We start from the raw sequence: 26,604 nt of genomic DNA, 5'->3' as shown, positions 1-26,604 counted from the left end.
TAAAACAATAACCGAAATACTGGATATGGATACTCATGAATTACCTGTATCCACAAAGAATTAAGTCATAAACATAGCATTAGGTACTTTTGATAATTAAGGTAATATTCTAAGACTCACTTAATACTTTTCGTGTTAAAAATATATTTTTGAATTGGTCCCTTAAATATCGAATTCCTACTTACCTAAGAAATTGCTTCTGACTAAATAATTATGTCTAAAAGTTTGGATGAACAAGAAGAAATTCTGCTAAAAGCAGTAATCATAACTGCTATTCCAATTGAGTTTACTTCTATATGCGAGCATTTACGAGATGTTGTTGAGATCACTCATCCGAAAGGAACCGTATATGAAAAGGGGTTTTTTGATGGAGAAGAAAGATCTTGGGAGGTTGGTGTGGCACAAGTAGGGGCTGGTAATATTAAATGTTGCTTAGAAACTGAACGGGCAATTGATTACTTCAAACCTAGAGTCGTATTATTCGTTGGTATTGCAGGTGGTTTCAAGGATGACATAACATTTGGCGATATTGTCGTCGCTGAAAGAGCATATGCTTACGAGCATGGAAAAATTAAAAGTGGTAAAATGTTAGCAAGACCGGAGTCAGGAAAGTCGTCTTATGCCATGCTGCAACGAGCGATGGCCGTTGCAAGGAAAAATGATTGGAAAATAAGAATAAAAAAACCAGATGATATATATAACAATCCAAAAGCCGTGGTTAAGCCAATTGCTGCTGGAGAAAAAGTTGTTGCAGACTCTCAGTCAGAAGTTGCAGAACTATTAAGGTCACACTATAACGATACTGCAGCGATTGAAATGGAGGGCTATGGATTTTATAAAGCCATAGAGGACAATGAAGGTGTCCTAGGTCTTATCGTCAGAGGAATTTCGGATATGCTAGATAATAAAGAAGATCGGTATCAAGAATTGGCTTCTGTTAATGCCAGTGCATTTGCCTTTGAGGTTCTTTCAAAACTCAAAATATAAATCTAGAAAAATAGATTATGGAAAATATTGATGCAAATAAACCAAGAGTAATAATCGATTCTTTGGTGAAGGAAATTGAAGAAAACAAAACTAAAGTTAGAGGTAAAACTAGACCAATATATTTTAGAGATGATAGGAGAAGAAATATTGAAAGACAAGTATATTCTATACCTACGATATATTTAAAATTTCGAAAAGATAACGGAAGAATTGCTTCTGACATTCATTCATATGAACATAAGAAAGGTAAACTTGTGGAAGCAACTGATTTTGGTCAGGAAATTATAAGAGGGTTTTTAAGAGCAAAGGACGTTGAAAGAACAAAAGAATTGAAAAGAACAATTGTGGATAGGGGACAAGATGAACCTGCTGTAATTACTTGTGATGGATTTCTTATCAATGGCAATAGGAGAAAAATGGCACTAGAATTATTGTCAATAGAATATCCCTCTGAGTCCAGATATAGAACAATGGAAGTGGTAGTTCTTCCAGGTAGAAAGAAGAATGAAGATGATGAGACTCCTCCTACGTACTATGAAATTGAGCAAATTGAAAGTGCTTACCAGTTCCACACTCACGGCAAGTCAGAATATACCAATTTTGATAAGGCGATCTCCATTAGAAGAAAATTAGATAATGGAATGTCAATCGAAGAACAGCTGTCTTATGATGCAACCTTTAATATGCTTTCTACAACGGAGAAAAGGAAGAAAATTAGGCAGATTGAAGAAGATTTTTTAAAACCACTGGAATGTATAGACAAATATCTTGATAGATTGGGTCGAAATGGGTTATATAATACTATCGCAACGGCTAAGGGCTCAAACAAAGGTCAATGGCAGGCATTTATAGATTATTACAAAAGTATTGACAAGTACTTGAGAGATCCACAACGTCTACACAAATTAGGAATTTCTAAAAGTGAAAGAGGAGATGTGGAAGATGTTGCCTTTAAACTGATAAGGTCACAAAAGATTCAAGGAGTTGATAAGAAATCGCATGAATTAATGCGACTAATTCCTAAACTTCTTAATAATCCAAGTTCAAAAGAGGAATTACTAAGATTAAGGGATGAGATAAAATTGAAGTCCTATGGTGAGACAACAAAAGATGCAAAAGATGCAGTTATTAAAGATTTGCAATGGTATAGAAAGAATGAAGAGGATATAGTTCATAGAGTAAGAAAATCCTATAACATTTATTTAGGAAAAAAGGAAAGTGAAACACCTTTTGAATTACTTAAAGCTGCTCTTGCAAAGCTTAATCATGAAAATATGAACTTACAAGCTATAGGAAAGGCAAAACTTAAACCTAGTTTAAGAATGGCCGAACAGGTAGCTCAAAAAGCAGATGAAATAAAAAAGGAGATTTATTCTCTTATGAAAAATCATAAATAGTATTGTGAAAATTTCAATTTGTTCAAATATCGTCGTCATCCAGGATTTTATTGAATTAGAAGGTCATCAACTAGGTAATATCGAGTATATGGGCTTTTTCAGAAACGGCGACGGAGACTATGTTTCTAGTGGTAAGGACAATCACAGTTTAATAGTTGAAATAACGGATTATTTGGATAATGAAAATATCATTTATGAGCTATGTCCAAAGTGTTTGAATATAGTTGATGAACACAAAGAGCATGACAAAGATTTTAGAATATTAAAAGAGCGAGCTCTAAATTTCAAAAATGGTTCTTTTGATGTTGAAGAATACCATATGTTTATTCAATCATTGTCTGGAATATTGTTAAGGCCTTTGAAAGCTCATCAAGTAAAGGCGGCATATCATCTTTATATAATAAAGAACGGCGCAAATTTTTCTGTACCCGGTAGTGGCAAAACATCTGTAGTGCTTAGTGTATACGCTAAACTAAAGGATGAAGGCAAGGTCAATACATTATTTGTTGTTGGTCCATTAGCAAGTTTCGGACCTTGGCGATCAGAGTTTGAAATGGTTTTGGGTAAAGTTCCAGATTCAAAAGTATTAGCCGGAGGATCAAGGGAAAAGCGACAATTAAATTATTTCGATACGACAGAGAATAGTTCAGAGTTATATTTGACATCCTTTCAAACTCTTTTATTTGACCTAGACAATGTTAAACATTTGTTCGACCAAAACGGAATAGATGTCTTTTTAGTGATTGATGAGGCCCATTACATCAAGAGAATAGAAGGCCAATGGGCCAATGCTGTTTTAAGCTTAAGCTCATTAACTAAATATCGTTGTGTGTTGACAGGTACACCAATGCCTAAAAGTTTTATGGACTCTTTTAATCTTTTTGATTTTTTATGGCCTTACAAAAGTCCTATTGATGAAGATGCAAAAATTAGAATTCAAAATTTAGAAAATAACGGTCTATATGAAGAAGCAGGGGCAATCATAAAAGATAAAATTAATCCGCTTTTCTATAGGGTAAGAAAATCCGAATTAGGACTAGAAGAACAAGTCTTTTTTCCTCCAATAATGGTGGATATGAATCCGTATGAAAGAAAGATTTATAAGGCCATAAAGAATAGAATTGAAGACTATTCTAGAACCGACTACATAGATAACATTGAATTTGTCTCAAAATTATATAGAGGAAGGATGATACGGCTAAGGCAGGCGGCATCTAACACAGCCTTAATTAGTTCATCAATTGAAGACTATGAAGAAGACATTTTGGAAGATAGGTCGGAACTAAAGCAAATTGTATTTCAATATGAAAATATTGAGATTCCGGCCAAAATCTTAAAACTTATTGATTTAGTAAAAGGATTTCAAAGGGATAGAAAGAAGGTTGTCATATGGTCTAACTTTATTGGCACTTTAAGGCTTATAGAAAAACATCTTTTAAGTAACTCGATGAGATGTAAAATTATTTACGGCGGCACCCCAATAGAAAAAGAGTCGGAGACAATAGTAAATAGTAGAGAACAAATCAGAAATGAGTTCGTTGATGAGAATAGCGGTTTAGATATATTAATAGCAAATCCGGCGGCTTGTGCTGAATCAATCTCTTTACATAAGACTTGTCAAGACGCCATTTATTATGACTTATCTTATAACTGTGCTCAATATCTACAGTCATTGGATAGGATTCATAGAGTCGGTGGCTCAGAATTAAAAAAATCTAATTATTACTTTTTGCAATACAGAAGTACTATTGATATAGATATTTTTGACAACCTTAATCGTAAAGCAGAAAAAATGTATAGCATAATTGAAGAGGAATTTGGAATTTATTCACTTGACATGACTACAGGGGATGAAGATTTGGAAGCTTACAATAGATTATTTTAAAATATAGAAATTGAGCACTAAAACTAAAAAGACATATAAAAAAATTCGTCCTCCATTTGGATACTTTGGTTCAAAAAACAAACTAGCCATTGAACTTTGTAAGGACTTACCGCCCCACAATTGTTGGGTTGATGCTTTTTGTGGTTCCGCTGCCGTTACCTTGGCAAAACCCCCGGCACCAATTGAAATTATAAATGATATTGACGGTGAAATAGTTAATCTTTTTAGGCAACTACGTAATAATTCCAAAAGGCTTAAAAAACAAGTGGAATTGACCCCGTACGCCGAAGTAGAGTTAATTTTGGCAAGAGAAAGCAACGAAAAGTTAAATGATTTGGAAAAAGCTCGTCAGTTTTTGGTTAAAGCTATGATGGCAATAAATGGTTCCTTTGGCTCAAGTAAGGGAGGCTTTTCATATTCGGATTCTTACGTTCGAAATGAGAGAGAAGCAAGGGTAAACCGTTGGAATAATTTGCCTGAGAGGCTAGATAAGGTTGTTGAAAGGCTTAAGAACATCAGAATAGAACAAAAGGATGCTAAAAAGCTAATGGAAAGATTTGTCAATCGTCCTGCAACTCTTATTTATTTAGATCCTCCTTATTTGGCAGATAGAATTAATGGTTACCAAAATGAGGCAAATGATCCTAACTTTCACTTGGACTTGTTAAACGTGGCCTGCAGATCCAAATCTATGATTTTTTTAAGTGGTTATTCAAATGAGCTGTATGCGGAACTATTAACAGAAAAGAAAGGTTGGACTATGAAGGAGTTTGAAGTTACCACCCAAGGTGCAAATGGCCAATCAAAAAAAAGAACAGAAGTTTTATGGATGAATGAACATTTTACTAAATCCATGAACAAAACAAAAGCACCTATAATTCTCAGTGATAAAGAAATAGAGAATAACAAACTGAATCCTGAAAGGTAGACCATGTCAATGATAATTGAACCCAGGACTAAAAGCCGATGAAAGAATTGTGGCTCCTGTTAAACCAAAATATATGGAAGGAGATGTGCACCCAATTCTAGTATATTATGCTACTACCAATCCCAGACACTAGTTCCATATGACTGCCAGATTCACACTTAGAGATTTTCTTGTTTATTTTTCATCAGGGTCATTTTTTGTACTTCTGATGGATGTAGTATATTTTGATTTAATCTTGAAAATAGTCAGTGACTTTTTCAAGAATTATGAATTCTTAGATGGATTTGCTACTCTGTTGGGGATAATACTGGTTCCATTAGTTTATATTCTTGGCCACATTTTACATGGAGTAGGATTTTTATCACTAAAGGTTTACAAGGAATTTCATGAATTTCTAAATAAAAATCGATTAAGGAGGTTTCGATTAATCGAATGGATGAGAATAATACTTCATTTTTTTATGTATCGAGTGAAGGTCGTAAATGCGGTAATCAAAGAAATTAATGAAAATGGTACATGGAATAATGTTGAGCATTTCTGGGAAGACTGTGCTAGGTTGCAAATTAAAGATGATTTTGATTCTGCAAATTATTGGTATGCATTGAACGATCTATTTAAATCTATTTATACCGCTTCATTAATCGCATCAATATTGAGTTTTTATAATGACAAGTGGATTCTAGGATCAATTCTGTCAGGTTTGATGTTTTTAAGTCAATACCGTGCGGTCCAATTCGGAGATAGTTTCGTAAAAACGGTGAGAAGGTTAGCAAACGTAAGTAGTTAGGAAGTAAATTTCACTATTCTATCGATCAAACCTAAAATAATGAAGTCGTTTGATTTGAAGAAAATACCAGCCAACGACAGCCTTTTGCAAAGAAGGATAGGAGCGTATCACCAACAATTTAAAATAGAATTTAGTACTTCATAGTTTAGTTAACCCCTCCAACTTCTTAAAAACCAAAACCTTAAAGGTTGCACTAACCGGGACTTTGTTGTTTTCAATGAGCAAATGGGTTTTGCTTGCCTTGGAAACCCTGTCCAGATTGGCAATATAGGATTTGTGGGTGCGCTGGAAATTTTCGGATAACAGGGTGCTGATGTTAATTAGCGTTTCTGTGATAAGGTACATTCTGGAATCGGTGAATATTTTCAAATAATTCCCGAAACTCTGGATGTACTGGATGGATTTAAAAGGGATATTGACCGGGACACCATCGTGCTTTATTTGCAGCCCTTCATTCCCATTATCTTTTTCTGTTGGTGTAATTTTTGATGCTGCAACCTTGTTAATCGCCTTTAAAAAGCGTTCAATTTTAATGGGTTTCAGCAAATAATCTACCACATCGTAATTATAGCTTTCCAAGGCATACTCAGAATAAGCTGTAGTTAAAATAACCTTTGGTGGATGTATTAGCGAACGCAAAATTTCCATACCATTGAGTTCTGGCATTTGTATATCCAGAAAGATGAGATCAACTTCGTTTTGCTGAGTGAAATTGATGAATTCCAATGGGTTGCCAGTGCTCAAGACCAGTTCAAAGTTGTCTATTTTAGAACAATAGTCTTCTAGGACTTTACGAGCCAGTTCTTCATCATCTATGATGGCAATTTTTAGCATCAACTCTATGGTCTAAACGGTTAAATCAATAGCTAAATTTACGCGATATTCTTTTTCCTTATCCTCAATTTCCAATTCATGAGCATTGGGATATAACAGGTTTAAACGCCTTTTTACGTTTTCAAGCCCCAGCCCCTTTCTTTCAGATTCAACAACCGTGGAAGGCTTGGAATTCACTACAGAAAAATGAAGGGTGTTATTCTTTACAGCAGCAGAAATATCAATAGTACTCTCTTCATTGGTACTTTGGGCGCCGTGCTTAAGGGCGTTTTCTACGAAGGGGATCAGTAACATGGGGGAGATCCTTAAACCCATTAGCGCTCCTTCTATTAAAAATTCAACTTTACAGCGTTTACTCAGCCTTTTTTCTTCCAGTAAAAGGTAATTTTCCAAAAACTCAAGCTCCTCTTTTAATAAAACACTGTCTTTTTTAGAACTCTCTAACTGATATCGCATTAACTCTGATAGCTGCATGACAACCTCAGGAGTTTCGGGGGATTTCTGCCTGGAAAGTGAGTATATGCTGTTTAGCGAATTAAATAGAAAATGCGGATTTACCTGCTCCTTCAGGTAATTGAGCTCCATCTCTTTTTGCAGTTTTTCTTTCTCAGCATTCTCACTTTGGATGAGCATATTCCTTCTCAGAAAGAAAGCAGCCATACCCGTTCCGGTGGTATAGATCAGATAAAAGAACATCTTATAAAAACCAACTACGCTGGGCGACTTGTATATCTTTAAATAAGCGCCAAGAAACATGCTACCGATCAGCAGAATGCCATATAGAAAATACCTTCGCTTATCGTAGAATATCGGGATAAGAATAAAATGGTTGATCCATATGACCACCATAATGACCACAGCAAAGCTCAGTTGCCATAGGTAAAAGGCAGAAGCACTATCATATTGATCTTTGAATAACCAACTACCTGATATTTCAAGCATGGCGAACAATATAAAGGCGCCAACATTTATGAGTATGGTATTCCTCAAAGACTTTTTTAGCATAAGTGCTTTTGTTAAAAACCTATCAAAGATACTATCCTGAAATTCAAGACACTTCAATTTCCGTACGAAAGCCTTAAATCAATGACGAAATGCTTTTGTCATTTAATTCTTCCGTTGATCCTGTTTAAAGATTTTGACGACATTTATGCGCTAGTTTTAGCCAAAATTTATGGAAACAAAGGCTTGCCAGCCATCAGATCAAGGAAATATAAAAAAGAGAAGATGAATATAAAGAAGTTACTACTACTGGTTTTTGCCATCTCGTCACAGCTTGCTTTTACTCAAGAAAATAACGCAAACAACACCTTCGAATTAGCGCATACACAGGTTATCCCAATAAAAGATACCAAAGCAAACAAAAACTATGAACTTTATATAAAGCTGCCGGAAGGGTATTCAGAGAATACAGACGTAGCCTATCCCGTTATCTATTACACAGATGCCATTTGGCATATAGAAGTACTATCAGCGGCTACCGAATATATGCTAAAAGATGTGATCTTGGTTGGTATTTCCTGGCAATTAGACATCAACGAAGATCTTTTAAAAGAGCGGGGAAAGCATGTTAGCCGGTTTCGGGACTACAGCATGAAGGAACATGACAATCCTGAGATCCAAGCCAAATATCAACTAGGGCAAGCCAGCAAACATCTGGAGTTTATAAAGAATGATGTCATTAAATACGTAGACAATAACTATCGCACAGATCCGGACAGCCGCACCTATTTTGGTTACTCACTGGGTGGAGAATTTGGGGCTTATATCTTGTTAACGCAACCTCAAACTTTTGACAACTACATTATTGGTAGTCCATCTATAAAAAACGAAGTTCCCTATCTATCTGAACTTTATTCTAAATTTAATGCCTCCCGTACAGATAAAAACAATAGCTTAAATGCCAATGTGTTCCTTTCTTATGGCACGTTAGAAGAGGACGCAGCTAAGTCTATCGAGGATTTTTATAGCTTACTGAGGAAAAGAAGAGATGTAGGCTTGGCTATACATAAGGAAGTGATTGAAGGAAATCATGAATCCGGCTTTCCTATGACCGCCATACGCAGCATAGCCTGGCTATCCACCGCAATAAAGGACGGTTCTACCTTTAATACTGATGAATTTGCTTCTAAAACCCCACTACTAAATCAGGCATATATTAATCCAACTCCTGAGGACCGAAAAGACGGACTTTCAGTAGGGGAATTGGGCAAGGATGGTGGCGATAAAGCAGCGATTCTTAAGCTGGCCCGGGAGATTGCTAAAAGTCAGGATAGCATCTTCGATAGCTTTCTTATTATCCACAAAGACAAGCTGCTCTTTGAATCCTATTTCAGACGTGGCCGCAGCAATGTGGCACACCCTCAGGCCTCTGCTACCAAAGCCATGACCAGTTTGTTGCTAGGCCGTGCTATACAGCTGGGGTATTTGAGTATGGATGATCTGAACAAGCCCGTAGTGAGCTTTCTCAAAGAGCTGGATTCCTCAAAATTTCCAGAAGGTGTAGAAAAAATCACTCTTAATAAAGCCTTAACCATGCAGGGTGGGTTAGGCATTCCTGAAGACAAGTGGAAAGAATTCAGGGAAGACAATAGTTTAACCGGCCAAAAGATCGTTCAGGCCGTTCTTGAACATAGCGCGCCAATTACTCCAAAGTCTCAGGAATTCAAATATGGGAACTTCAATCCACCCTTCGTGATGCAAGTTATTGAGGCTGTTGTACCCGGTACTGCCGAAGATTTTATCAAAAATGAACTCTTTGATAAATTAGGTATTACAAATTACAAGTGGGAAACCGAATATGGCTTGCCTGCATCAGGATGGAGATCCAGCGTAACCTCCAGGGATATGGCTAAATTAGGTATACTGGTCAGGAATAAAGGCAAATGGAATGGCGAACAGCTGATTCCGGAGGACTATATCGCTAAAGCAACCAGCAGAATACTACTTACCGGAGACGATGATGTATTTGGCGGCGGCAAAGATGTATCTAAGCAGGGATACGGCTATTTCTTTTGGAATGCAGACCTTAAACATGGCAATAAAAGCTATTACAGCGCATCTGCCCAGGGTGGGGGAGGCCAGTATATTGTTCAAATAGACGAGCTGGATCTAATCGTTGTAGCCACTGGTCATAACAACGACGGTAACGGTATGTTGCAAATCATTGCGGAACATGTTCTACCAGGATTTGTTTCAATAAACCCATAAGGAATGATTCGGTTTTAAGAGCAATGACATAAACATGACATCTAAATGTCGTAAGAAATGCAAGCGGTATTGAATACATTTGCTTTAGAAGTAAAACTGATATTCATGCCCAATACATCGCTTGCCGAAAGATTAAAGTTTCACAGAAAAAGTAAAGGACTTTCTCAGGAAGAATTATCCAACAAAGCCAGTGTTACGGTTCGCACCATTCAACGTATAGAAAATGCCGAAGTTAATCCTCACCTGAATACCCTAAAACTGCTGGCGGTGGCTCTGGACATTGAGGTAAACGAGTTACTCCCTTTAGAAAATCCAAAAGAAGAAACCATCAAGAAAAAATGGCTTTTGTTGCTGCACGCGACTCCGCTAATCGGGCTTTTTATACCCCTATGCAATGTTCTTCTTCCGCTTTTCATCTGGATCCATAAAAGAGAGGGCAATCCCGTTTATAATCAGCATGGGGTTAAGGTTATTAATTTTCAGATTACCGCATTATTACTCTTTTTCCTGTCTTTTATCAGTCTGGTTACTGTAGAAAAATGGGGCTTCTTCATATTTATCGCTACCATACCCATTATTATTGTCATTGTGATGTTCAACATCATTTATGTGATTCGAAGTGAAAAATGCTACTACCCATTAGCTATACCTTTTTTAAAATTCAAACCGATTGAATCCATAAACACAGTTGCTTTGTTTTTACTGATTTTGGCTTTTAGCAATTGTACTTCAGAGCCTAAGCCACAAATAGAACGTCTGGATGGAAGTTTGATCTCCAAAGATTCCATAACGCTTAAGATCCAACAACTGGCGAGCGAAGCAAACGTACACGGAATGGCGGTTGCCATATTTGATAATAAGCAAGCCGTCTATAAAAATATCGTAGGATACAAAGACTTTCCGAATAAATTGGTCCTGACAGATTCCACAAATATCTATGGAGCTTCACTGAGCAAAGCGGTCTTTAGCGTGTTGGTGATGAAATTAGTAGAAGATAAAGTTATTGATCTGGACACGCCTCTGGAGTCTTATCTTCCCAAGAGAATCTATGAATATGAACCCTTAACCCGCTGGCATGATGATTATTCGGATCTGAAAAATGACAGTCTATATCCTAAGATAACCGCCAGAATGTGTTTGGCACATACCACCGGATTTCCAAATTGGAGGTTCTTTGAGCCGGACAAAAAATTGAAAGTCCTCTTTCCTCCGGGCACCAAATACGGTTACAGTGGCGAAGGTTTTGTCTACCTGCAGGTGGTTTTGGAAAAGATAACAGGAAAGGGCCTGGAAGAACTTGCCCAGGAAATTATTTTTGAACCCTTGCAAATGAAGAATTCTGCCTACCAATGGCAAAGCAGATTCGAAGAAGATTTTGCCTACGGACACATGAAGAACGGAAAGAACTATAACAAAGACATAGACAATGAACCAAGGGCAGGAAGTACGTTGGAAACCACAGCCGAGGATTACATCAAGTTTTTAACGGCTGTTCTCAATCAGGAGATTCTCAGTGAATCTTCGTATAAGGAAATTTTCAGTCCACAGATAAGAATTCATTCCTTAAAACACTTTGGACCGGATGCAGCAAAGACTACCAATAAATACGATAACATCAATCTAAGCTGTGGCTTGGGGTGGCTTTCCCTGGAAACCCCTTATGGGCAAGGATTTTCTAAGGGAGGTAATGGCAGTGGATTTCAACACTATTCCCTTATTTTCCCGGAATCCGGCAAAGGGATCCTAATTATGACCAATTCCGAAAATGGCGAAAGTATCTTTAAAGAATTATTGAATTACACATTTGCAGACCAGTATACGCCCTGGGAATGGTCTAATTATGTCCCATATAATCATTGAACGCCAAATCAGCAGGACTTATAAGTAAAATGCGATAAACGATAATTACTCCTCAAAATAATCCCGGCATTCAGGTACCTGGTGCAACCAGCAATTCCGATTGCCCCAGACTTCCGCGGATACGAAATAAACAGAGAAATCCGCGAAGAAACTGGTCTCTCCGAGCCTTATTTCCATTCTAAAAGATCTGGTAAGCGGTTGTGTAACATCGTCCGATTGGTGATGCAGCCTGAACAAAGGCAGAATCAAACCGGAAGTATAACTTTCTACCTCTCCATTATCATTGTAGACCGGTACTTCATCGGATTTGACGTAGAGTGAGGAATCCATCTCAAAATAACTGTCATATAGAAAATAGTTTACGTCAATATCCGGATTCCGAAGGGAAATGGAGATCCCGCCTCTTGCAGGCTCATCGGCTAAGCTATCCGTTACATCTGCCAGTATTTCAATTCTCTGAACCGTATCCAAAACAGCTTGTGGAACTCCCACATACAGTTCCGAAACATAGTATTGCTCATAGGGCGCCCATAGGTTTCCCTTTATGACTTCCCCTGTGAATTCCCTGGACAACTCCACCACTTCTACATTTACGGACAGCGTATCCATAGTAATGGTATCCAGTTCAACAGTGACTACAGAATCGTATTCTACCTCATAAATTTTTCGATACTCTGCAAGTGGGTACTGAGAAATAAAGAACTCGGAGTCTGAATTTTTACTTTGAGGGTCCGTATTGGAGCTGTAAGTGGTAACCCCTCCCTCAAAACCGGTCGAAGAAGTCTCAGAAAAACTAATATTCGCAGTTTTTGTTATTATGCTTGTCTCAGAATCCCCATTTTCGTTACTACAAGAAAACAAAAGAGAACCCAATATAGTTGAAACAAAAAGATACTTAAGAGGCGGTCGTAGGTTTAGCATGGTATGAGCGATTTGTTTACTCCTAACTTGTTTTTCAGCGCTAAATTGTTTCGCTTTGGGGTTTTAACATTTAGGCCACAATTAAGTAGTATAAATAAAGACCAAAGGTATCATTTTTAGAGTATTCGCGCTTATTTGTGGTGGTGTAATGTTTTGCTAGGCTCAAATTTAGAAGTTCTAATAAATACAGTTGCACTGGGTCAATTCGTTACCCCAACTGCCTGGTGCAGATACTGATCGGATCCCAAATTTTCCAGCATAAAATGGGCCACACTGGCACGGGAGATCATTTTGGTTAAAACATAATGCCCCGCTTTCACACCATGATAATAATTTGTTCTTAGTTTTCCGTTAGTCAATTGACCGGGGCGCACTATGGTCCAATCCAAATCACTTTCCATGATTAATTTCTCCTGTTTGGATTTGTCTAAAAAGTAGAAAAACAGAATTACAGGAATGGTAAATAGCGTATAGTATAACCCGAGCTTAAATCTACTGTCATTTATACCCAGAGAAGTAATACAAATAAATCGCTTAACTCCATTTTTGCGCATTGCGGCTATGATATTTCTTGTGCCTCTGGAGAGAATGGTTGTTTTGATAAAGAATCGTTTGTGGCCTAAGGCAGAAAGTACGGCATCCTGATCTTTAAAGGCATCCTCTATACTTTCTGCTATAAGTACGTCCCCTTTTACAAGGCTTAAATTCGGGGATTTGATTTTTAGTTTTCCGGGTTTTCGAACGACAGCGGTGATGTAGTGCCCTTGCGTAAGGCCTTGCTCAATTAATTTTCTGCCGGTTTTGCCCGTTCCGCCGATGATCAAAAGCTTCATGATAGAAAGTTTTGCGTTCTAAAGTTCCAACATTAGCTGACTTCATTAAATATTTTCTGACTGAAGTGTCAATTATTGGGGATGGGATGTGTTATAAAACAGTAGCCAATTAATAGGGGAGATGTCCAGGTATTTTGTTGTACGACGTTTATTTCCTTGAATTAATTCTATGAGCAATACTTATTTCGAGGAATCCGATCGCCAAATACAATAGATGTAAAAAGTGGATGGAACGGATAAAATAAACTTGAATAACTATCCAGGCTACCAAAAACAAGCCCAGCCAAAAGCCCAGCTTCCCGGCATATGGTTTGCCGGTGAAAGAAGACCATGCACCAACAACATTAAAGAGGCCATTAACTATGAAAAGGAAAAGCCCGGGGATAAGAAAGTTTTGGAAAGGGGAGTGCCGTAACAATTCTAAAGGCGCCCCTATGTCTGTTCCACTGGGATCGACTAAAACAGCAAGTCCGGCAGGAATGGCACCCAATGCAACGAAAGCCTGAATTAGCCCTAATATATTAGTCGCCTTTCTCATTAAGCTGCATATTAATTTAGAAATGCCAGCCTAACTTTACGGAAACCTCCGGTATGAATAACGGAGTTTCATATATGCTTTGATCTACCCTAACATCCTTATCGCCTGCAATCCTAAAGTGTCCAGCCACCCAGGGATTCAAATAAAAATTCTTGTGAAATTTCCACACATATCCTCCGCCAAGGGTGAATATAGTATTGCTGTATTCCGCGGTTTCCAATTCCGCGTCGGTCTGTATACTCGCGTCCCAATACTCCAGACCAGGTCCTATCCACCAACCTTGGAAGTCGGGTTTAAAAAAGTAATCTACAATTGCCGCATAGACCCTCATTTCATTATTGGTAAAACCGTCTTCCAGGATAAAGTCCGGGGTATCTATTTTTGTAATTACAGCCCTGTATCTAAAATGATCATGACCTACCCAGACCGAACCATAATATCCCTGGAATATATATGGTACCGCATCCAATTCAAATCCTACAGTTGTTTTTCTCGATTGCTGATCGGTCTCTTGCGCAGTTATAAAGGTCAAAGACAAAATGAAGAAAAGGAATGTTAGCGTTCTCATGATTTTCAGGTTTTTGATGTTCAAAACTATTCCTGAAAACGCTGGCTTACAATGATGTGTATCAGTCTTTTAGACTATATTTCTAAATTCCGGAAGTGATTATCCAGAGGATGATTTTAAGAGATGTCAGAATGTCCTTTGACAGAAGTAGCAAATGGAATTATTCGGATGTACTTGGGCACTTCATATAATACAGTTTGCCCCTTGCCAATTCTTTTCCATATCTCTAGTTTTTTGGCTATTTTGTCTATTATTTTCAACTGACTAATTCAATCCATTATGAGACTTTCCGTGATGCTCCCGGTAGTGGGGGCCTTTCTATTGACTTGTCCACTGTTCTCCCAGAATAACTCTCATGCCGAAGCCCTAAAATCTTATGAATGGCGGGCCATTGGTCCGGCCAATATGGGAGGTAGAGTGACCGATATTGACGGTATCCCAGGGGATGCCAGCACCTTTTACGTATCCGGAGCAGATGGAGGGATTTTTAAGACTACCAATGGGGGAGTGGACTTTACACCCATTTTTGAAGGGCAGCGCGCCTATTCCATCGGCGCCTTAACCATAGCCCCCTCAGATCACAATGTGCTTTGGGTAGGTACCGGGGAAGGTGATCCCAGAAACAGTGTGGGTTACGGATGGGGAGTTTACCGCTCGGTAGATGCAGGGAAAAGCTGGGTGCATCTAGGGCTGAAGGAAACGGAAAGAATAAAGCGGATCGTAGTAGACCCCAACAACCCGGATGTTGCCTGCGTTTGCGCACTGGGGAAGGAGTGGGGAGCAAATCCGGAAAGAGGGGTGTTTAAAACTACAGATGGCGGTAAAAGTTGGGATAAAATATTATACATAGATGAGGACACCGGTTGTGCGGATATCGCTATGGATAGGAGCAACCCGAGGATTATGTATGCGGGTATGTGGACTTTTAGGCGTAAACCCTGGCGTTTTGATGATGGGGGTAAGGAAACCGCTGTTTACCGAACTATGGATGGGGGAGAGACCTGGAAAAAGATAATGAAGGGATTACCCGAAACCCCAATGGCAAGACCAGGGATCCATATTGCTCAAAGCCAGCCGAACATCATCTACCTGATGACTGAGTTTCAGGGTGGGGGAACGGCCTTCCGGTCTGATGATCGCGGAGATAACTGGGTCATGGTGAACGACGACCCCAATATCAACTTCCGCCCTTTCTATTACAGTGATGTAAGGGTAGACCCAAACAATCCTGATATTCTCTTTTCAATTTCCGGCAGGCTCAGCAGATCCGTTGATGGAGGTAAAACCTGGGAACGGATTGCCACAACGGTGCATGGAGATCATCAGGCGCTTTGGATAGACCCCACCAACTCCAATCATATCCTGAATGGAAGCGATGGTGGGTATCAGATATCTCATGACGGCGGAGACAGCTGGGAAATCATCAATAATGTAGAATTGTCTCAATTCTATCAGATCTTCATAGACAACAAGGATCCCTATAATGTCTACGGGGGATTACAGGACAATGGCACCTGGGTTGGCCCAAGCAATTCCTTATATACCGCCGGAATATTGAAAAGACATTGGAAGGGGCTGGCATATGGGGATGGCTATTATGCCGTACCTATCCCCGGAAGCGAGCATGAGGTCTATGCCAACCTGCAAGGAGGTGTAATCTTTCATGTGGATTCCCGCCATGGCAATGTGAGGAACATACATCCCTATCCGAAAATCGTAGGATCTGCCGGAGATGCCATTGAAAATCACAAGTACCGCTTTAATTGGGATGCTCCCATCCTTATTTCACCACATGATAACAATACGGTTTATACGGGAGGAAATGTGGTTTTCAAGTCGACTGACAGAGGACATTCCTGGGAAGAAATTAGTGGAGATCTTACAACCAATGATAAATCCAAACAAAAGACTTCCGGTGGAGAGATCTATCAGGACAATACCGCGGCTGAATTCCATTGTACCATACTATACATTGATGAATCTCCTGTAGAAAAGGGGGTAATATGGGTTGGCACTGACGATGGTAACATTCAATTAACCCGGGATGGGGGAGTGAGCTGGACCAATCTCAAAGATCGGATCAAGGGACTGCCTGCTTTTGCCTGGGTATCTAAAATACACGCCTCGGAACACGATGCGGGTACGGCTTTTGTAACCGTAGATCAGCATAGATCGGACGACTTTAGGCCGCACGCTTTTATGACTTCAGATTATGGAAAATCCTGGACCAGGATAAGCAATGGTCTTCCTCAGGACGATTATGTAAAGGTGGTAAGGCAGGACCCTATCCATCCAAACCTCTTATATGCAGGAATGGAGCATGGGATATTCGCAAGCTGGGATAAGGGACAGAACTGGACCAAAATCAATAATAACCTCCCGAATGTCTCAGTGCGAGATCTAAGAATTCAAGCCAGGGACCGGGATCTGATTGTCGGGACCCATGGAAGGGGCGCCTGGATTTTGGACGATATCAGACCGCTTCAGGAAATAACGGATACCAAAGGGAAATCCACTCATCTATTCCCTGTCCGGAGAGCTACTCTATGGCATATGTTCTGGAGGTTGGAAAATTTGGGAGATCGTCATTATAGCGCCAAAAATCCTGAATATGGGGCCAATATCAACTATTACCTTGCTCAAGACCAAAAGGAACCAATAACTGTGGAGATTGTGGACGCTTCTAAGAACGTTATCCGCACTTTGCAAGACTCCACGGCGAAAAAAGGCATAAACAGAATCGTTTGGGATCTGGGCCATGAGGCTGCCACAAAACTGGAAAATGATACAGGAGGAGGGTTCTATTCCGGCCCCATGTATCCTTTTGTTTCGCCTGGAACCTACATGGCGAGATTGAAGGTGAATGGAGAGGTGCAAGAAACATCCGTTGAAGTTCGCGCTGATCCCAGAATGGATCTTACACCCCAGGACTATGACTCTAAAACAAATACACTGCTGGAACTTCGGGAGCTTTTGTCACAAACAAATACTATGATCAACAATACCAGCACTTATAAATCTCAATTAAAAGAGTTGAAGAACAAATTGGAACATAGCGAAGGCCCGGGCGTTGACAAATCTTTGTTTGAGGATATCAAAACGGCTATGAAGCGCATTTCTGATTTCCAGGATGATATTTTAAAAAGGCCACCTCCGGCTATGACCTATCGTCAAAGACCAAGACTGCGCGAAGAGATCCGTTCTTTGATGCGTGCCGTTAACAGCGCCACCGCCAAACCCACTCAACCACAGATTGCAAGATTGGTACAATTAAAGGGGGAGGTGAACGACGCGAGCAGTAGCTTGAATAAGATCATAAATACGGATATTAAAGGAATCAACACTAAAACTGAAAGCATCCCGCAGATCTCGGTAGGGAAGACCAGATAATATTTGGAATTATTTTTACAGATTTTCTCAAGGTATAGTGGAAAGCCTGTCTGAAGGACTTGGTTTCTAATTGGGCGGGCTTATGGTTCTTAGGAAGATACAACCAATGAATACAAAACAACCACCAAAAAGTTTTGATGAAGTCAGCATGACCTTCATAGCCTTAATATTCATTTCTATAATCCTTTCAATTTCCATTGCTTTAATGGCAGACATTTCTCCAAGTTCTGGCCATGGTGGTTTTATATACATCATTATTCCAGGATTAATAGGCTTATTATCATTGCTTGTTTATGTGGTCCTCATTGCGATAAAACCTAGGTTTAAATACATATTTGGAATTGCGTTTATCCTTGCAAACCTTATTGCAGGCTATGTTATGATGAATTCCACGTTTTAGCGATTATCCTGCGGATGTTTGCCAGTTTCAGCGAGATGGTGGACAATTTTGCTATTTTAGGAGTCCCAAAGAATTTTGATTGCATGAAGAAATCAGGATTTGATGGTTCAACCTAACCATAAACCATCTCAACGATATTAATAAACAATGATTCGAAATTTCCTATTCCTATTACTGATTCCACTACTAATAGGGGTCTCTTGCAAGACGGACAAAAAAGACAAATTCCAGATTGAACGTTCCAAGGAACTTGCCATTAAAAACAAGGTGCACAATCAATTACACGATATTGAAAAAGAGCAGGGTTGGACCTTACTTTTTGACGGTAAAAGCCTTGACGGCTGGCATCTTTTCAATAAGCCGGACTCCACCCGATTTTCGGCCTGGGAAGTACGGGAAGGCACTATTTTTTGCAATGCTACCGATGAATCTAAAGTCTTTGGGGATTTGGTTACCGATAAAGAATACGAAGATTACGAGCTAGTATTTGAATGGCAGATGGCCCTGCGCGGAAACGGAGGTGTTTTTATCAATGTACAGGAGTCTCCGCGGTATAAGGCTACCTATCAGACCGGACCGGAATACCAACTCCTGGAGCCTGCACATATGGATACAAAAACACCTTTAAAACGCCCCGGTTGCCTCTGGGGTATATCCCCTCAGTTGAACCAGGTTGAGGCCAATCCTACCGGACAATGGAATACCGCCAGGATCATTCAGCAAGATGGAAAGATCCAATTTTACCTCAATGGAAAGCTGACCGCGGAAGAAGATCTAAGGTCACCAGCCTGGACAACTAAGATTGCCAGCTCCGGTTTTAAGGACGCCCCGGCTTTTGGAAAGGCTACAAAAGGAAAAATCGCGCTTCAGAACTGGTATTTTGAGGCTTGGTTCCGCAATATGAAGATCCGTGAGTTATAACAATAATTGGTTCGATAGGTGAGTGCCGGTCTAAAATGTAACTTTTTTGCTATAAGAAGGCCCTATTTTCAAACGTTTTCCTGAACTAAGAACAACATACTCATCCCGCTTTTCTTTTTCTTTTGAAGCAATTTGGTTCTTGTTTACCAGAAACTTTCTATGGATCCGGATAAATTCAGGCGATAGTCGTTTGGCCATTACACCAATGCGCTCCCTTTTTATATAACTATCAGTCGCTGTATAGAAGTTGAGATAGTGCCCTTCAACTTCTATCCAATGAACCAGATCAACGCCGATGGTCAATTTTTTCCTTCCCTTATAGACCTGCAATTTCTGTGATACGGTGGTTCGGTAATACACGAAAAAGGTAGCTAATACAATCAAGATCAGATGGAACAGGGCCTCTCTTCCAAAGTAATACCGCACAAAATTGGCGTCCAAATACGAATCAAAAAAACCAACACTGTGGAGGATTACATTGGATACAACAAAGAATACGGCCAAGGTAAATAGTGCCAATCCTATACTCAGATACCAGTACCATTCCAAATAACGCGCCTTGAAGTATTGAAGCACTCGCACACAAGCGATCAACACGGGAACAAAAAGAAATAAAAGCACCGACAGGTATATGATGGTGGTCCAAACACTGTAGCTGCTGTGATTGCTATACTTTATAAAATTTTGGAAAAAGGCTATTATAAAAAAGACCAGCAACAACAGAGTTGAAAAGAGATAAAACCGCCTGTTATCGGAAATCAAAGGCATGAGAATGCAGAATTAATTCAACCTTTAAATATACCAAAAGCGTTTTTCATAGATCTAATCCTGACTGTTATCCAAATGCACCCTTAAAAAAAGTTTCAGTCAGTCCCTGGGATTGTAGCCAATCTGCCAGGTCATCTCTGTTTCCTACCTGGGCATGATGCAAAAGGGTAAAGCCATGTGGCCCAGGGGCCTTCAATAATTGTGGATAATCCGTGATGAGTTTTTTTACAAAATCATCATATCCTAAAAAAGCATAGTTAAAAATATCAAGTCGGGCCCCTTTAGCCACCAGTAGATCCGCAATATCCTTTCTTCCCATATGTGAAGCACCCCCGACAGCAGTTTCAAAATCGCCTTTTTTGAGTTGGCTGGTACAGTTTAAGAGCAGGGGGTATTTTTCAATGATCTTCTTTGTTTCATCCAGGCTTTTGTGGGCCGCAAATACAAACTCACTGATTAGTTCTGCATCAAATACCTCATTTGGACCATCCTTACGAGCCAATACTGTTATGGGAGCAGCCAGAAAAAGGCCACTCAGAAAGAGATTTTTTTTAATAAATGATTTCCGGTTCATGTTCCTTGGATTTTAATCGGGAAATTCGCGATTTATGAATTGGGCAGTCTTAAAATTCTGTGAATTGTCCTGAAGATGTTTCTCAGCGGCGTAAAAACTACATAGAGGTATTTTTTTATCCAAAAGCCCCAGGCGCTATTTCAACCATAGAAAATGATAGTTCAAAAAAATGTAGGCTGAAAATTGTAACAAACATTGTTACTTGCACTCAAATACATAAAATGAGACAAAATTATGAAAACCAACATCTTTAAATCAATACTACTAGTCGTATTATCCATCACCTTAACAAACAATGCTATAGCGCAAGAGAAGCTTACCGCAGAACAATGGCAGGCCGATCTGGACTATTTACAAGAACAAGTACATTCGGAATATCCCTTTTTGTTTAAAAAGATCACTCAGGAGGCCTGGGACAAGCAGGTTGCGGATCTTAGAGCCGAAATCCCAAGCCTGGCAGAACACGAGATCAAAGTAGGACTGAGCCGAATGGTATCTGCCTTTGAATACGGCCATACCCAAGTTCCATTCAGTACCCTGGCCAAGGATGCCGTCCTAGCAGTGAACCTCTATCATTTTAAGGACGGTATCCACGTTGAAGGAGTGCAAAAGGACGATTCTAAAGCTTTAGGCGCCAAAGTTTTGGCCATCAATGGAATGCCTATTGAGGAGGCCCTTTCCAAAATCAGGCCTGTGGTTCCTGCGGAGAACGAGCAATACTTTAAGGGTTACGGCCTGCGTTTCCTAACGGTTCCCAGCGTATTGCATGCGCAGGGTATTACTGAGACCTTACAGCAGGAGGTAAGCCTGAGCCTGGAAAAAGACGGGAAGCGCTTTACCCATAGTTTTTCGGCCATTCCCCTGGAGGATATGTCCCGCGATTATCTGTTTACCAAACCCAACGAGAACTGGCTTAGTGTTCGCGATGCAGCGGAAACGCCATTCTATTTGAAGCAACTTAATGACAAGTATTTTTATTTTGAGTTGTTGGAAGGGACAAAGACCTTGTACGTGCGCCAAAGCTCGGTATTCGATCATCCGGAAGAGACCTTAAAGGATTTTTATGCCCGCCTTTTTAATTTTATCGATACCCAGGGTGTAGAGAAACTGATCTACGACGTTCGCTTGAATGGGGGAGGTAACAACTACAACAATATCCACTTTATGAAGGGTATTATGGCCAGGCCTGAGCTGAACAAAAAGGGGAACTTCTTTTTCGTTATTGGCCGTAACACCTTCTCGGCCTGTCAGAACCTGACCAATGATGTGGAGACCTTTACGGAGGCCATCCTGGTAGGGGAGCCCACTTCGGAAAACAAGAACTTTTACGGTGATAACCAATTGGTGCAGCTACCCAATTCAGGGGTAAAGGCTTATTTGTCCTTTGCCTGGTGGCAGGACAAGCCGCAATGGGAGAACGCGGATGCCACCACACCTAATTTTTATGCCGAGCCCACTTTTGAGGAGTATCGTACCAATCAGGATCCGGTTTTATCACTTATTGATACCATAGACCCTGAAACCACAGTGATAGATCCTATGGCGTATTTTACACAGCTTTTTGGGGAAGGAAAGCTGGAGCAGCTTAAAACGGATGCTAATCGCATTATCCGCGATCCCAAATACCAACACATCAACTTTGAAAAAGAGTTTAGCCAGGTAGGGCAGATGCTGTTGGACCAGCAACAGTATCAGCCAGCAGCCTTTGTATTTGGTACTTTCGTGGAAAATTTTCCGGAAAACGCCAGTTTTTGGGAAGGCCTGGGTACCGCTTTAAAAGCTTTGGGACAAACAGAACAAGCTGAGGAAGCCCTGGCAAAAGCAAAGTCCCTGGAATAAGTAGTACTTTAATAGACATCATATTGAGATCAAGCGGGAATTGCAAATGCAGTTCCCGTTTTTTAATGTCTGATATTACGGAATACTTTATTCTGATAAAAAGCGTTACATAAATGTACTTATTTATGTAATCTGTGGTATTAAAAATTAGCCCTAATCCCTATATTTCTTAAGGTTTTGGACGCGACACACTACAGCTTTTTCATGAATACTTAAAAATTGCTAGTCATGACCCCAACAATCCCCAATCGGTTTTATGAATTAATTGCCAAGCTGCGATACACGAAATTTATGCTATTTGGCCTTTTTTGCCTCACCATCAGTTGCAATAGCTCGGAAGATCCTGGGTCTCCAATAGAAGAAATCGATCCGGACAATGAAACTGTGGATCCGGTAGGAGCCGCGCTCAACTATCGAAATCACTGTGGAGGCTGCCACGGGCAAAACCTGAGTTCATTTGTAGAACGCGAATGGACCTATGGCAATTCTTCTGAAGAGGTGTTTCAATCCATAGCCAATGGGTTTACGGACAATGGTATGCCGGCTTACGGGGCTACTTTTAGTGAACAGGAGATCCAGGATCTAACGGATTATATACTTTCCGAAATTGAAGGAAAAACGCTAGCCATGCTGGAGGAGGAGAACCCTGATCTATCAGGATTGATCTCCTCAGATGATCTTAGTTTTCGATTGGAAACCATAACGGATGAGATCCCTGGTATTCCCTGGGGGATAGAGCAATTGCCCAATGGCGAAATTTTGGTGACCGAGAGGGGAGGAAGGCTGTTTTTGGTACGGACCGATGGGCAATTGGTAGAAGTAGACAATCTTCCCGATATTGTTTCATCAGGGCAAGGGGGGCTATTGGACGTTATAATCCACCCAAATTTTGAAAACAATTCCCTGGTTTATTTGTCTTATTCAAGGGCTAATCCCAATAATTCATCAGAAGCGACCACAGCAGTTGCCCGAGCCGTACTCAATGGAAACAGCCTGAGCCAGGTGGAGATCATCTTTACGGCACTTCCATATCTGAATAGCGATTTACACTATGGCTCAAGGTTATTGTTTGATAACAATGGATACCTGTATGTTTCCGTTGGAGACCGCGGACAAAGAGACGTTTACCCACAGGCCTTGGACAATTCTCTCGGGAAAATACACCGGATTCGTGATGACGGTCAAATTCCTACAGACAACCCGTTTTATAACACTTCAGGAGCGGTAAATTCCATTTTCACTTATGGAACCCGTAATCCTCAGGGCATGAGTTTGCATCCGGAAACCGGAGCGATCTGGGAAGGTGAACATGGACCCCAGGGAGGGGATGAGATCAATCTTCTGGAAGCAGGAGATAACAACGGATGGCCTGTAATATCGTACGGTATCAATTATGATGGGACCACCTTTACCGATCTTACGGAATTGGATGGTATGGAACAGCCCGTACATTACTGGACCCCATCTATTGCTCCATGTGGAATGACTTTTGTCTCTGGCGATTTTTATGGAAACTGGACAAATGATCTGTTCGTCAGCTCACTTAAATTCGAATACCTGCATCGTTTAAAGATGAGTGGAAACGAAGTGGTTGGCCATGAAACGCTATTGGATGGTATAGGCAGAGTCCGTGACGCACAAATGGGTAGAGATGGATATCTGTATATTGCAGTACAAAGCCCCGGCAGACTTATACGGCTTGTGCCGGAGCAGTAGTCCCAGGTTTTTTTGAGGTTGTGATATATCCTTAAAACTCCTTCGCTACCGCGAGATTGTATCTCGTGGTAAATTCAACAGTAGAACGGAACAACCAATTCATATCTCTTAGAGCTTAAATAGCTGTTAGCGGATTTTCTTTTCCTTTTTGCTTCCCCAAAAAGGAAACTAAAAAGGGGACTTTTTGGAGAGGCATTTTTAAAGCAATGCTTTAAAACCGAAGTCATTCTTCTAAATCGCCTCCAGGGTTTCGGCGATTCTTTACGAAGCTTGCCTTCTATGCTGCCCAAAAAGGTTAATCCTCGAATGAAGCTTTTGAATGATAGTAAACCGAAGGTTTTTCAGAAATAGCGGTGCTGCGAGCGGAAGTGCTTTCGTCTTTTATGCAAATGAGGATTGATATCAAATGTTAGTTGAAAGAAATGGCATATTTTAGGTTTCGTAGTAAATCAAGAAAAGTTTGCCGTAGGAGTAGGAAGCAATCCATAGAGCATTTTGCAGAGCAAAAGCGGCCTGGATTGCGCGGCTGCAAACTTTTAGTAGTATTTCAAGAAAGCTAAAATCAGCCTAGCGTTTTTTCGTTCTTTTTTTGGCGATGCAAAAAAGAACATCAAAAAAGGATACTTAAAGAATAGAACTAGCACGAATTACCTACGTCCATCTCTGGTAGAAAACCTTGTTATCCGAAAGTCTAACTTAAAGTCTTGGAAAGTTTAACTTAAACTTTTTGAAAATGAGCTTTAATTTTCAATGCTCCTGTATTCGATACTTATTTAGGTCTGAAGTCGGTGTTCCCCGCATCCAAAACAAGGACCCAATCCTGGGTAGATGGTGATGTAAAATCAATACTGCTCTGGGTGGAATAACTGCCTTGGTAATCTACATTGCCATCAATAGGGTTATACCAATAGGCTTTAAGCGTTTTGCCTTTTAAGGTTTTTGGATCCACGGTAAAAGAACGTTGTGATGGCACATATGATAATGCAAAACCTCCGTCATCAGCTATCAATGAAGTTGCATAGTCATTGGTAGCGTAGGTGTTATTTCCCTTTACGATCAAGCTGCCTGAAATATCGGGTTTTACATTGGTCCATGGCAGGGAATAGAATAAATTCTTAAGATGCACCAGGGTTTTTGCACCTTCAAATTTCTGCAGATTCTCTTTCCATTCAGGAGGGATCTTCCAATTGGCCGAACCGTAGGCATGACCCGCACCTCCTGAAAAAACGGACCAGTAGGCTTGCTTTCGTATCTGCAATGGGCTCCCCATAGGGTCGTGCTCCCTTTCATAGGTGGATTCGCCAAGGAAAAATGGCCTTGTCGGGGTTTTTTGATACTCCGTATAACCTACCTCATAAACATCCAGTTGCTTCTTGTTCCATGCTTTCCTAAAACCCCGGAAGTAAGTGTAGATCATGGATACATCTAGCCAATCAGGATTGTCCCAAACATCAGTGCTGGAATGCGTAGATACAGCATGATATGTAATCAACTGGTGTGGGGCTTTAGCTTTTAAGGCTTTGGCCAATGCATCGTATTCCTCTACACTGGTTTGCGGGTCATTGTCTCCACCAATGATCCAAAATATGTTATCGAACTTCCCAAATTTTTCGGCCAGATATTCGCCAAACCATTGGCTTTTATCCGTTCCATTATTGTTGAGAAATTCATTACGGCCTCCATAACCTTCCCCGCAGCACCCAGCCCACAAGGGAACCATGGCAATTACCAGGTTCAGGGATTCCGCTATTTTGACAACTTCCTGAACATGTGCCATATATTCGTCATTTACCGTGCTAAAATCATTGGAGTCGGCAAAGGGTCGGCGTCCGGCCGTATCTGTGTTTCCGTCAAAGCCAGTGAGCATGGTCTGTACCACGGTAAATCCGCTTCTTTTTCGATCCTCAAGATAGTGTTTAGCTTCTTCAAGGTTTAGCTTTAAAAAAAGCATCCAGGCCGTGTCAGCACCATAGAAGAAAGTCTTTCCGGACTGGTCTTCTAAATAACGTTGGTCCTCAGAAATCGTGAGTGGAAACTGATATTCTTGTTCCTGGGAGCAAACCGTTGGTATCCATAACAGAAAAGCGAAAAGTATTTTAAAATGTGATGTTTTTATTGCCATGAATTCCAGAGAGATATTTATAGTTTAAATTCTATGATAAGAATGGAAATTATTAAATAACATCCTTATGTCCAATTTTTGTTGGACCTTTAAAATATCTTACTGAATGTTCTATAATGTACTGCG

At 40.2% G+C, this 26,604-nt stretch carries 21 protein-coding genes; 13 read left to right on the top strand and 8 right to left on the bottom strand.

All coding sequences use genetic code 11. From position 1 onward, the window contains the following. The first annotated feature begins 213 nt into the window (after positions 1-213). The 5 genes from GTQ38_RS16900 to GTQ38_RS16880 all read left to right on the top strand — a co-directional run bounded on the left by GTQ38_RS16900 (position 214) and on the right by GTQ38_RS16880 (position 5,984). Complete coding sequence (locus GTQ38_RS16900) at positions 214-987, top strand: 5'-methylthioadenosine/S-adenosylhomocysteine nucleosidase family protein (RefSeq protein WP_161436730.1); 774 nt, start codon at positions 214-216, stop codon at positions 985-987. Between the two features lie 17 nt (positions 988-1,004). Further along, on the top strand, positions 1,005-2,384 hold the full coding sequence (locus GTQ38_RS16895) for a hypothetical protein (RefSeq protein WP_161436729.1): 1,380 nt from the start codon (positions 1,005-1,007) through the stop codon (positions 2,382-2,384). Between the two features lie 4 nt (positions 2,385-2,388). Further along, positions 2,389-4,269, top strand: a complete 1,881-nt coding sequence (locus GTQ38_RS16890) for an SNF2-related protein (protein ID WP_161436728.1) — start codon at positions 2,389-2,391, stop codon at positions 4,267-4,269. 10 nt (positions 4,270-4,279) lie between these two features. Then, positions 4,280-5,197 carry a DNA adenine methylase gene (locus tag GTQ38_RS16885; RefSeq protein WP_161436727.1) on the top strand — a complete coding sequence of 306 codons (918 nt, stop codon included), beginning with the start codon at positions 4,280-4,282 and terminating at the stop codon, positions 5,195-5,197. A 139-nt stretch (positions 5,198-5,336) separates the two neighbouring features. Further along, a complete protein-coding gene (locus GTQ38_RS16880) occupies positions 5,337-5,984 on the top strand; it encodes a hypothetical protein (RefSeq protein ID WP_161436726.1) in 648 nt (215 codons plus the stop codon). 138 nt (positions 5,985-6,122) lie between these two features. On the opposite strand, the gene GTQ38_RS16875 is transcribed toward GTQ38_RS16880, so the two are convergent. Beyond that, positions 6,123-6,818 (bottom strand): LytR/AlgR family response regulator transcription factor, encoded by a 696-nt coding sequence (locus GTQ38_RS16875; RefSeq protein ID WP_161436725.1) that lies wholly within the window; start codon positions 6,816-6,818, stop codon positions 6,123-6,125. Between the two features lie 12 nt (positions 6,819-6,830). Then, positions 6,831-7,823: a sensor histidine kinase gene (locus GTQ38_RS16870; protein ID WP_161436724.1), complete on the bottom strand. Its 993-nt coding sequence runs from the start codon at positions 7,821-7,823 to the stop codon at positions 6,831-6,833. Between the two features lie 222 nt (positions 7,824-8,045). Between GTQ38_RS16870 and GTQ38_RS16865 the strand changes: the two genes are divergently transcribed. Together GTQ38_RS16865 and GTQ38_RS16860 are read left to right on the top strand one after the other, a co-directional pair. Next, positions 8,046-10,028, top strand: coding sequence for a serine hydrolase (locus GTQ38_RS16865; protein WP_161436723.1), 1,983 nt, complete (start codon positions 8,046-8,048; stop codon positions 10,026-10,028). A gap of 105 nt (positions 10,029-10,133) precedes the next feature. Further along, the gene (locus GTQ38_RS16860; protein ID WP_161436722.1) at positions 10,134-11,888 is read left to right on the top strand and encodes a serine hydrolase; all 1,755 of its coding nucleotides are present in this window, start codon (positions 10,134-10,136) and stop codon (positions 11,886-11,888) included. Positions 11,889-11,933: 45 nt separating this feature from the next. Here the strand turns inward: GTQ38_RS16860 and GTQ38_RS16855 are convergent, their stop codons facing one another. Next, positions 11,934-12,809, bottom strand: a complete 876-nt coding sequence (locus tag GTQ38_RS16855) for a hypothetical protein (RefSeq protein ID WP_161436721.1) — start codon at positions 12,807-12,809, stop codon at positions 11,934-11,936. A gap of 200 nt (positions 12,810-13,009) precedes the next feature. After that, positions 13,010-13,642: an NAD(P)-dependent oxidoreductase gene (locus tag GTQ38_RS16850; RefSeq protein ID WP_161436720.1), complete on the bottom strand. Its 633-nt coding sequence runs from the start codon at positions 13,640-13,642 to the stop codon at positions 13,010-13,012. Positions 13,643-13,889: 247 nt separating this feature from the next. Between GTQ38_RS16850 and GTQ38_RS16845 the strand changes: the two genes are divergently transcribed. Next, positions 13,890-14,057, top strand: coding sequence for a hypothetical protein (locus tag GTQ38_RS16845; protein WP_161436719.1), 168 nt, complete (start codon positions 13,890-13,892; stop codon positions 14,055-14,057). A 139-nt stretch (positions 14,058-14,196) separates the two neighbouring features. Here GTQ38_RS16845 and GTQ38_RS16840 read toward each other — a convergent pair whose 3' ends face one another. Beyond that, a complete protein-coding gene (locus GTQ38_RS16840; protein ID WP_161436718.1) occupies positions 14,197-14,748 on the bottom strand; it encodes a hypothetical protein in 552 nt (183 codons plus the stop codon). Between the two features lie 279 nt (positions 14,749-15,027). Here GTQ38_RS16840 and GTQ38_RS16835 point away from each other — a divergent pair, with 279 nt between their 5' ends. From GTQ38_RS16835 to GTQ38_RS16825, 3 genes are all read left to right on the top strand, one after another. Further along, complete coding sequence (locus GTQ38_RS16835) at positions 15,028-18,138, top strand: WD40/YVTN/BNR-like repeat-containing protein (protein WP_161436717.1); 3,111 nt, start codon at positions 15,028-15,030, stop codon at positions 18,136-18,138. Between the two features lie 106 nt (positions 18,139-18,244). Beyond that, positions 18,245-18,538 (top strand): hypothetical protein, encoded by a 294-nt coding sequence (locus GTQ38_RS16830; RefSeq protein ID WP_161436716.1) that lies wholly within the window; start codon positions 18,245-18,247, stop codon positions 18,536-18,538. Between the two features lie 147 nt (positions 18,539-18,685). Further along, positions 18,686-19,459, top strand: coding sequence for a 3-keto-disaccharide hydrolase (locus GTQ38_RS16825; protein ID WP_161436715.1), 774 nt, complete (start codon positions 18,686-18,688; stop codon positions 19,457-19,459). 30 nt (positions 19,460-19,489) lie between these two features. Here GTQ38_RS16825 and GTQ38_RS16820 read toward each other — a convergent pair whose 3' ends face one another. Next, complete coding sequence (locus GTQ38_RS16820; protein WP_161436714.1) at positions 19,490-20,227, bottom strand: LytR/AlgR family response regulator transcription factor; 738 nt, start codon at positions 20,225-20,227, stop codon at positions 19,490-19,492. A gap of 67 nt (positions 20,228-20,294) precedes the next feature. After that, positions 20,295-20,801, bottom strand: coding sequence for a hypothetical protein (locus GTQ38_RS16815; protein WP_161436713.1), 507 nt, complete (start codon positions 20,799-20,801; stop codon positions 20,295-20,297). A gap of 234 nt (positions 20,802-21,035) precedes the next feature. On the opposite strand from GTQ38_RS16815, the gene GTQ38_RS16810 reads away from it, so the two are divergent. Together GTQ38_RS16810 and GTQ38_RS16805 are read left to right on the top strand one after the other, a co-directional pair. Then, on the top strand, positions 21,036-22,640 hold the full coding sequence (locus GTQ38_RS16810) for a tetratricopeptide repeat protein (RefSeq protein ID WP_161436712.1): 1,605 nt from the start codon (positions 21,036-21,038) through the stop codon (positions 22,638-22,640). Positions 22,641-22,868: 228 nt separating this feature from the next. After that, on the top strand, positions 22,869-24,356 hold the full coding sequence (locus tag GTQ38_RS16805) for a PQQ-dependent sugar dehydrogenase (RefSeq protein ID WP_161436711.1): 1,488 nt from the start codon (positions 22,869-22,871) through the stop codon (positions 24,354-24,356). Positions 24,357-25,125: 769 nt separating this feature from the next. On the opposite strand, the gene GTQ38_RS16800 is transcribed toward GTQ38_RS16805, so the two are convergent. Further along, the gene (locus tag GTQ38_RS16800; protein ID WP_161436710.1) at positions 25,126-26,478 is read right to left on the bottom strand and encodes an apiosidase-like domain-containing protein; all 1,353 of its coding nucleotides are present in this window, start codon (positions 26,476-26,478) and stop codon (positions 25,126-25,128) included. Between the last annotated feature and the right edge of the window lie 126 nt (positions 26,479-26,604).

Source organism: Poritiphilus flavus (genome assembly GCF_009901585.1).
Classification (GTDB): Bacteria; Bacteroidota; Bacteroidia; order Flavobacteriales; family Flavobacteriaceae; genus Poritiphilus; species Poritiphilus flavus.
Note: the sequence above shows the minus strand (reverse complement) of the source record. Positions and strands in the feature narration are given on the sequence as shown.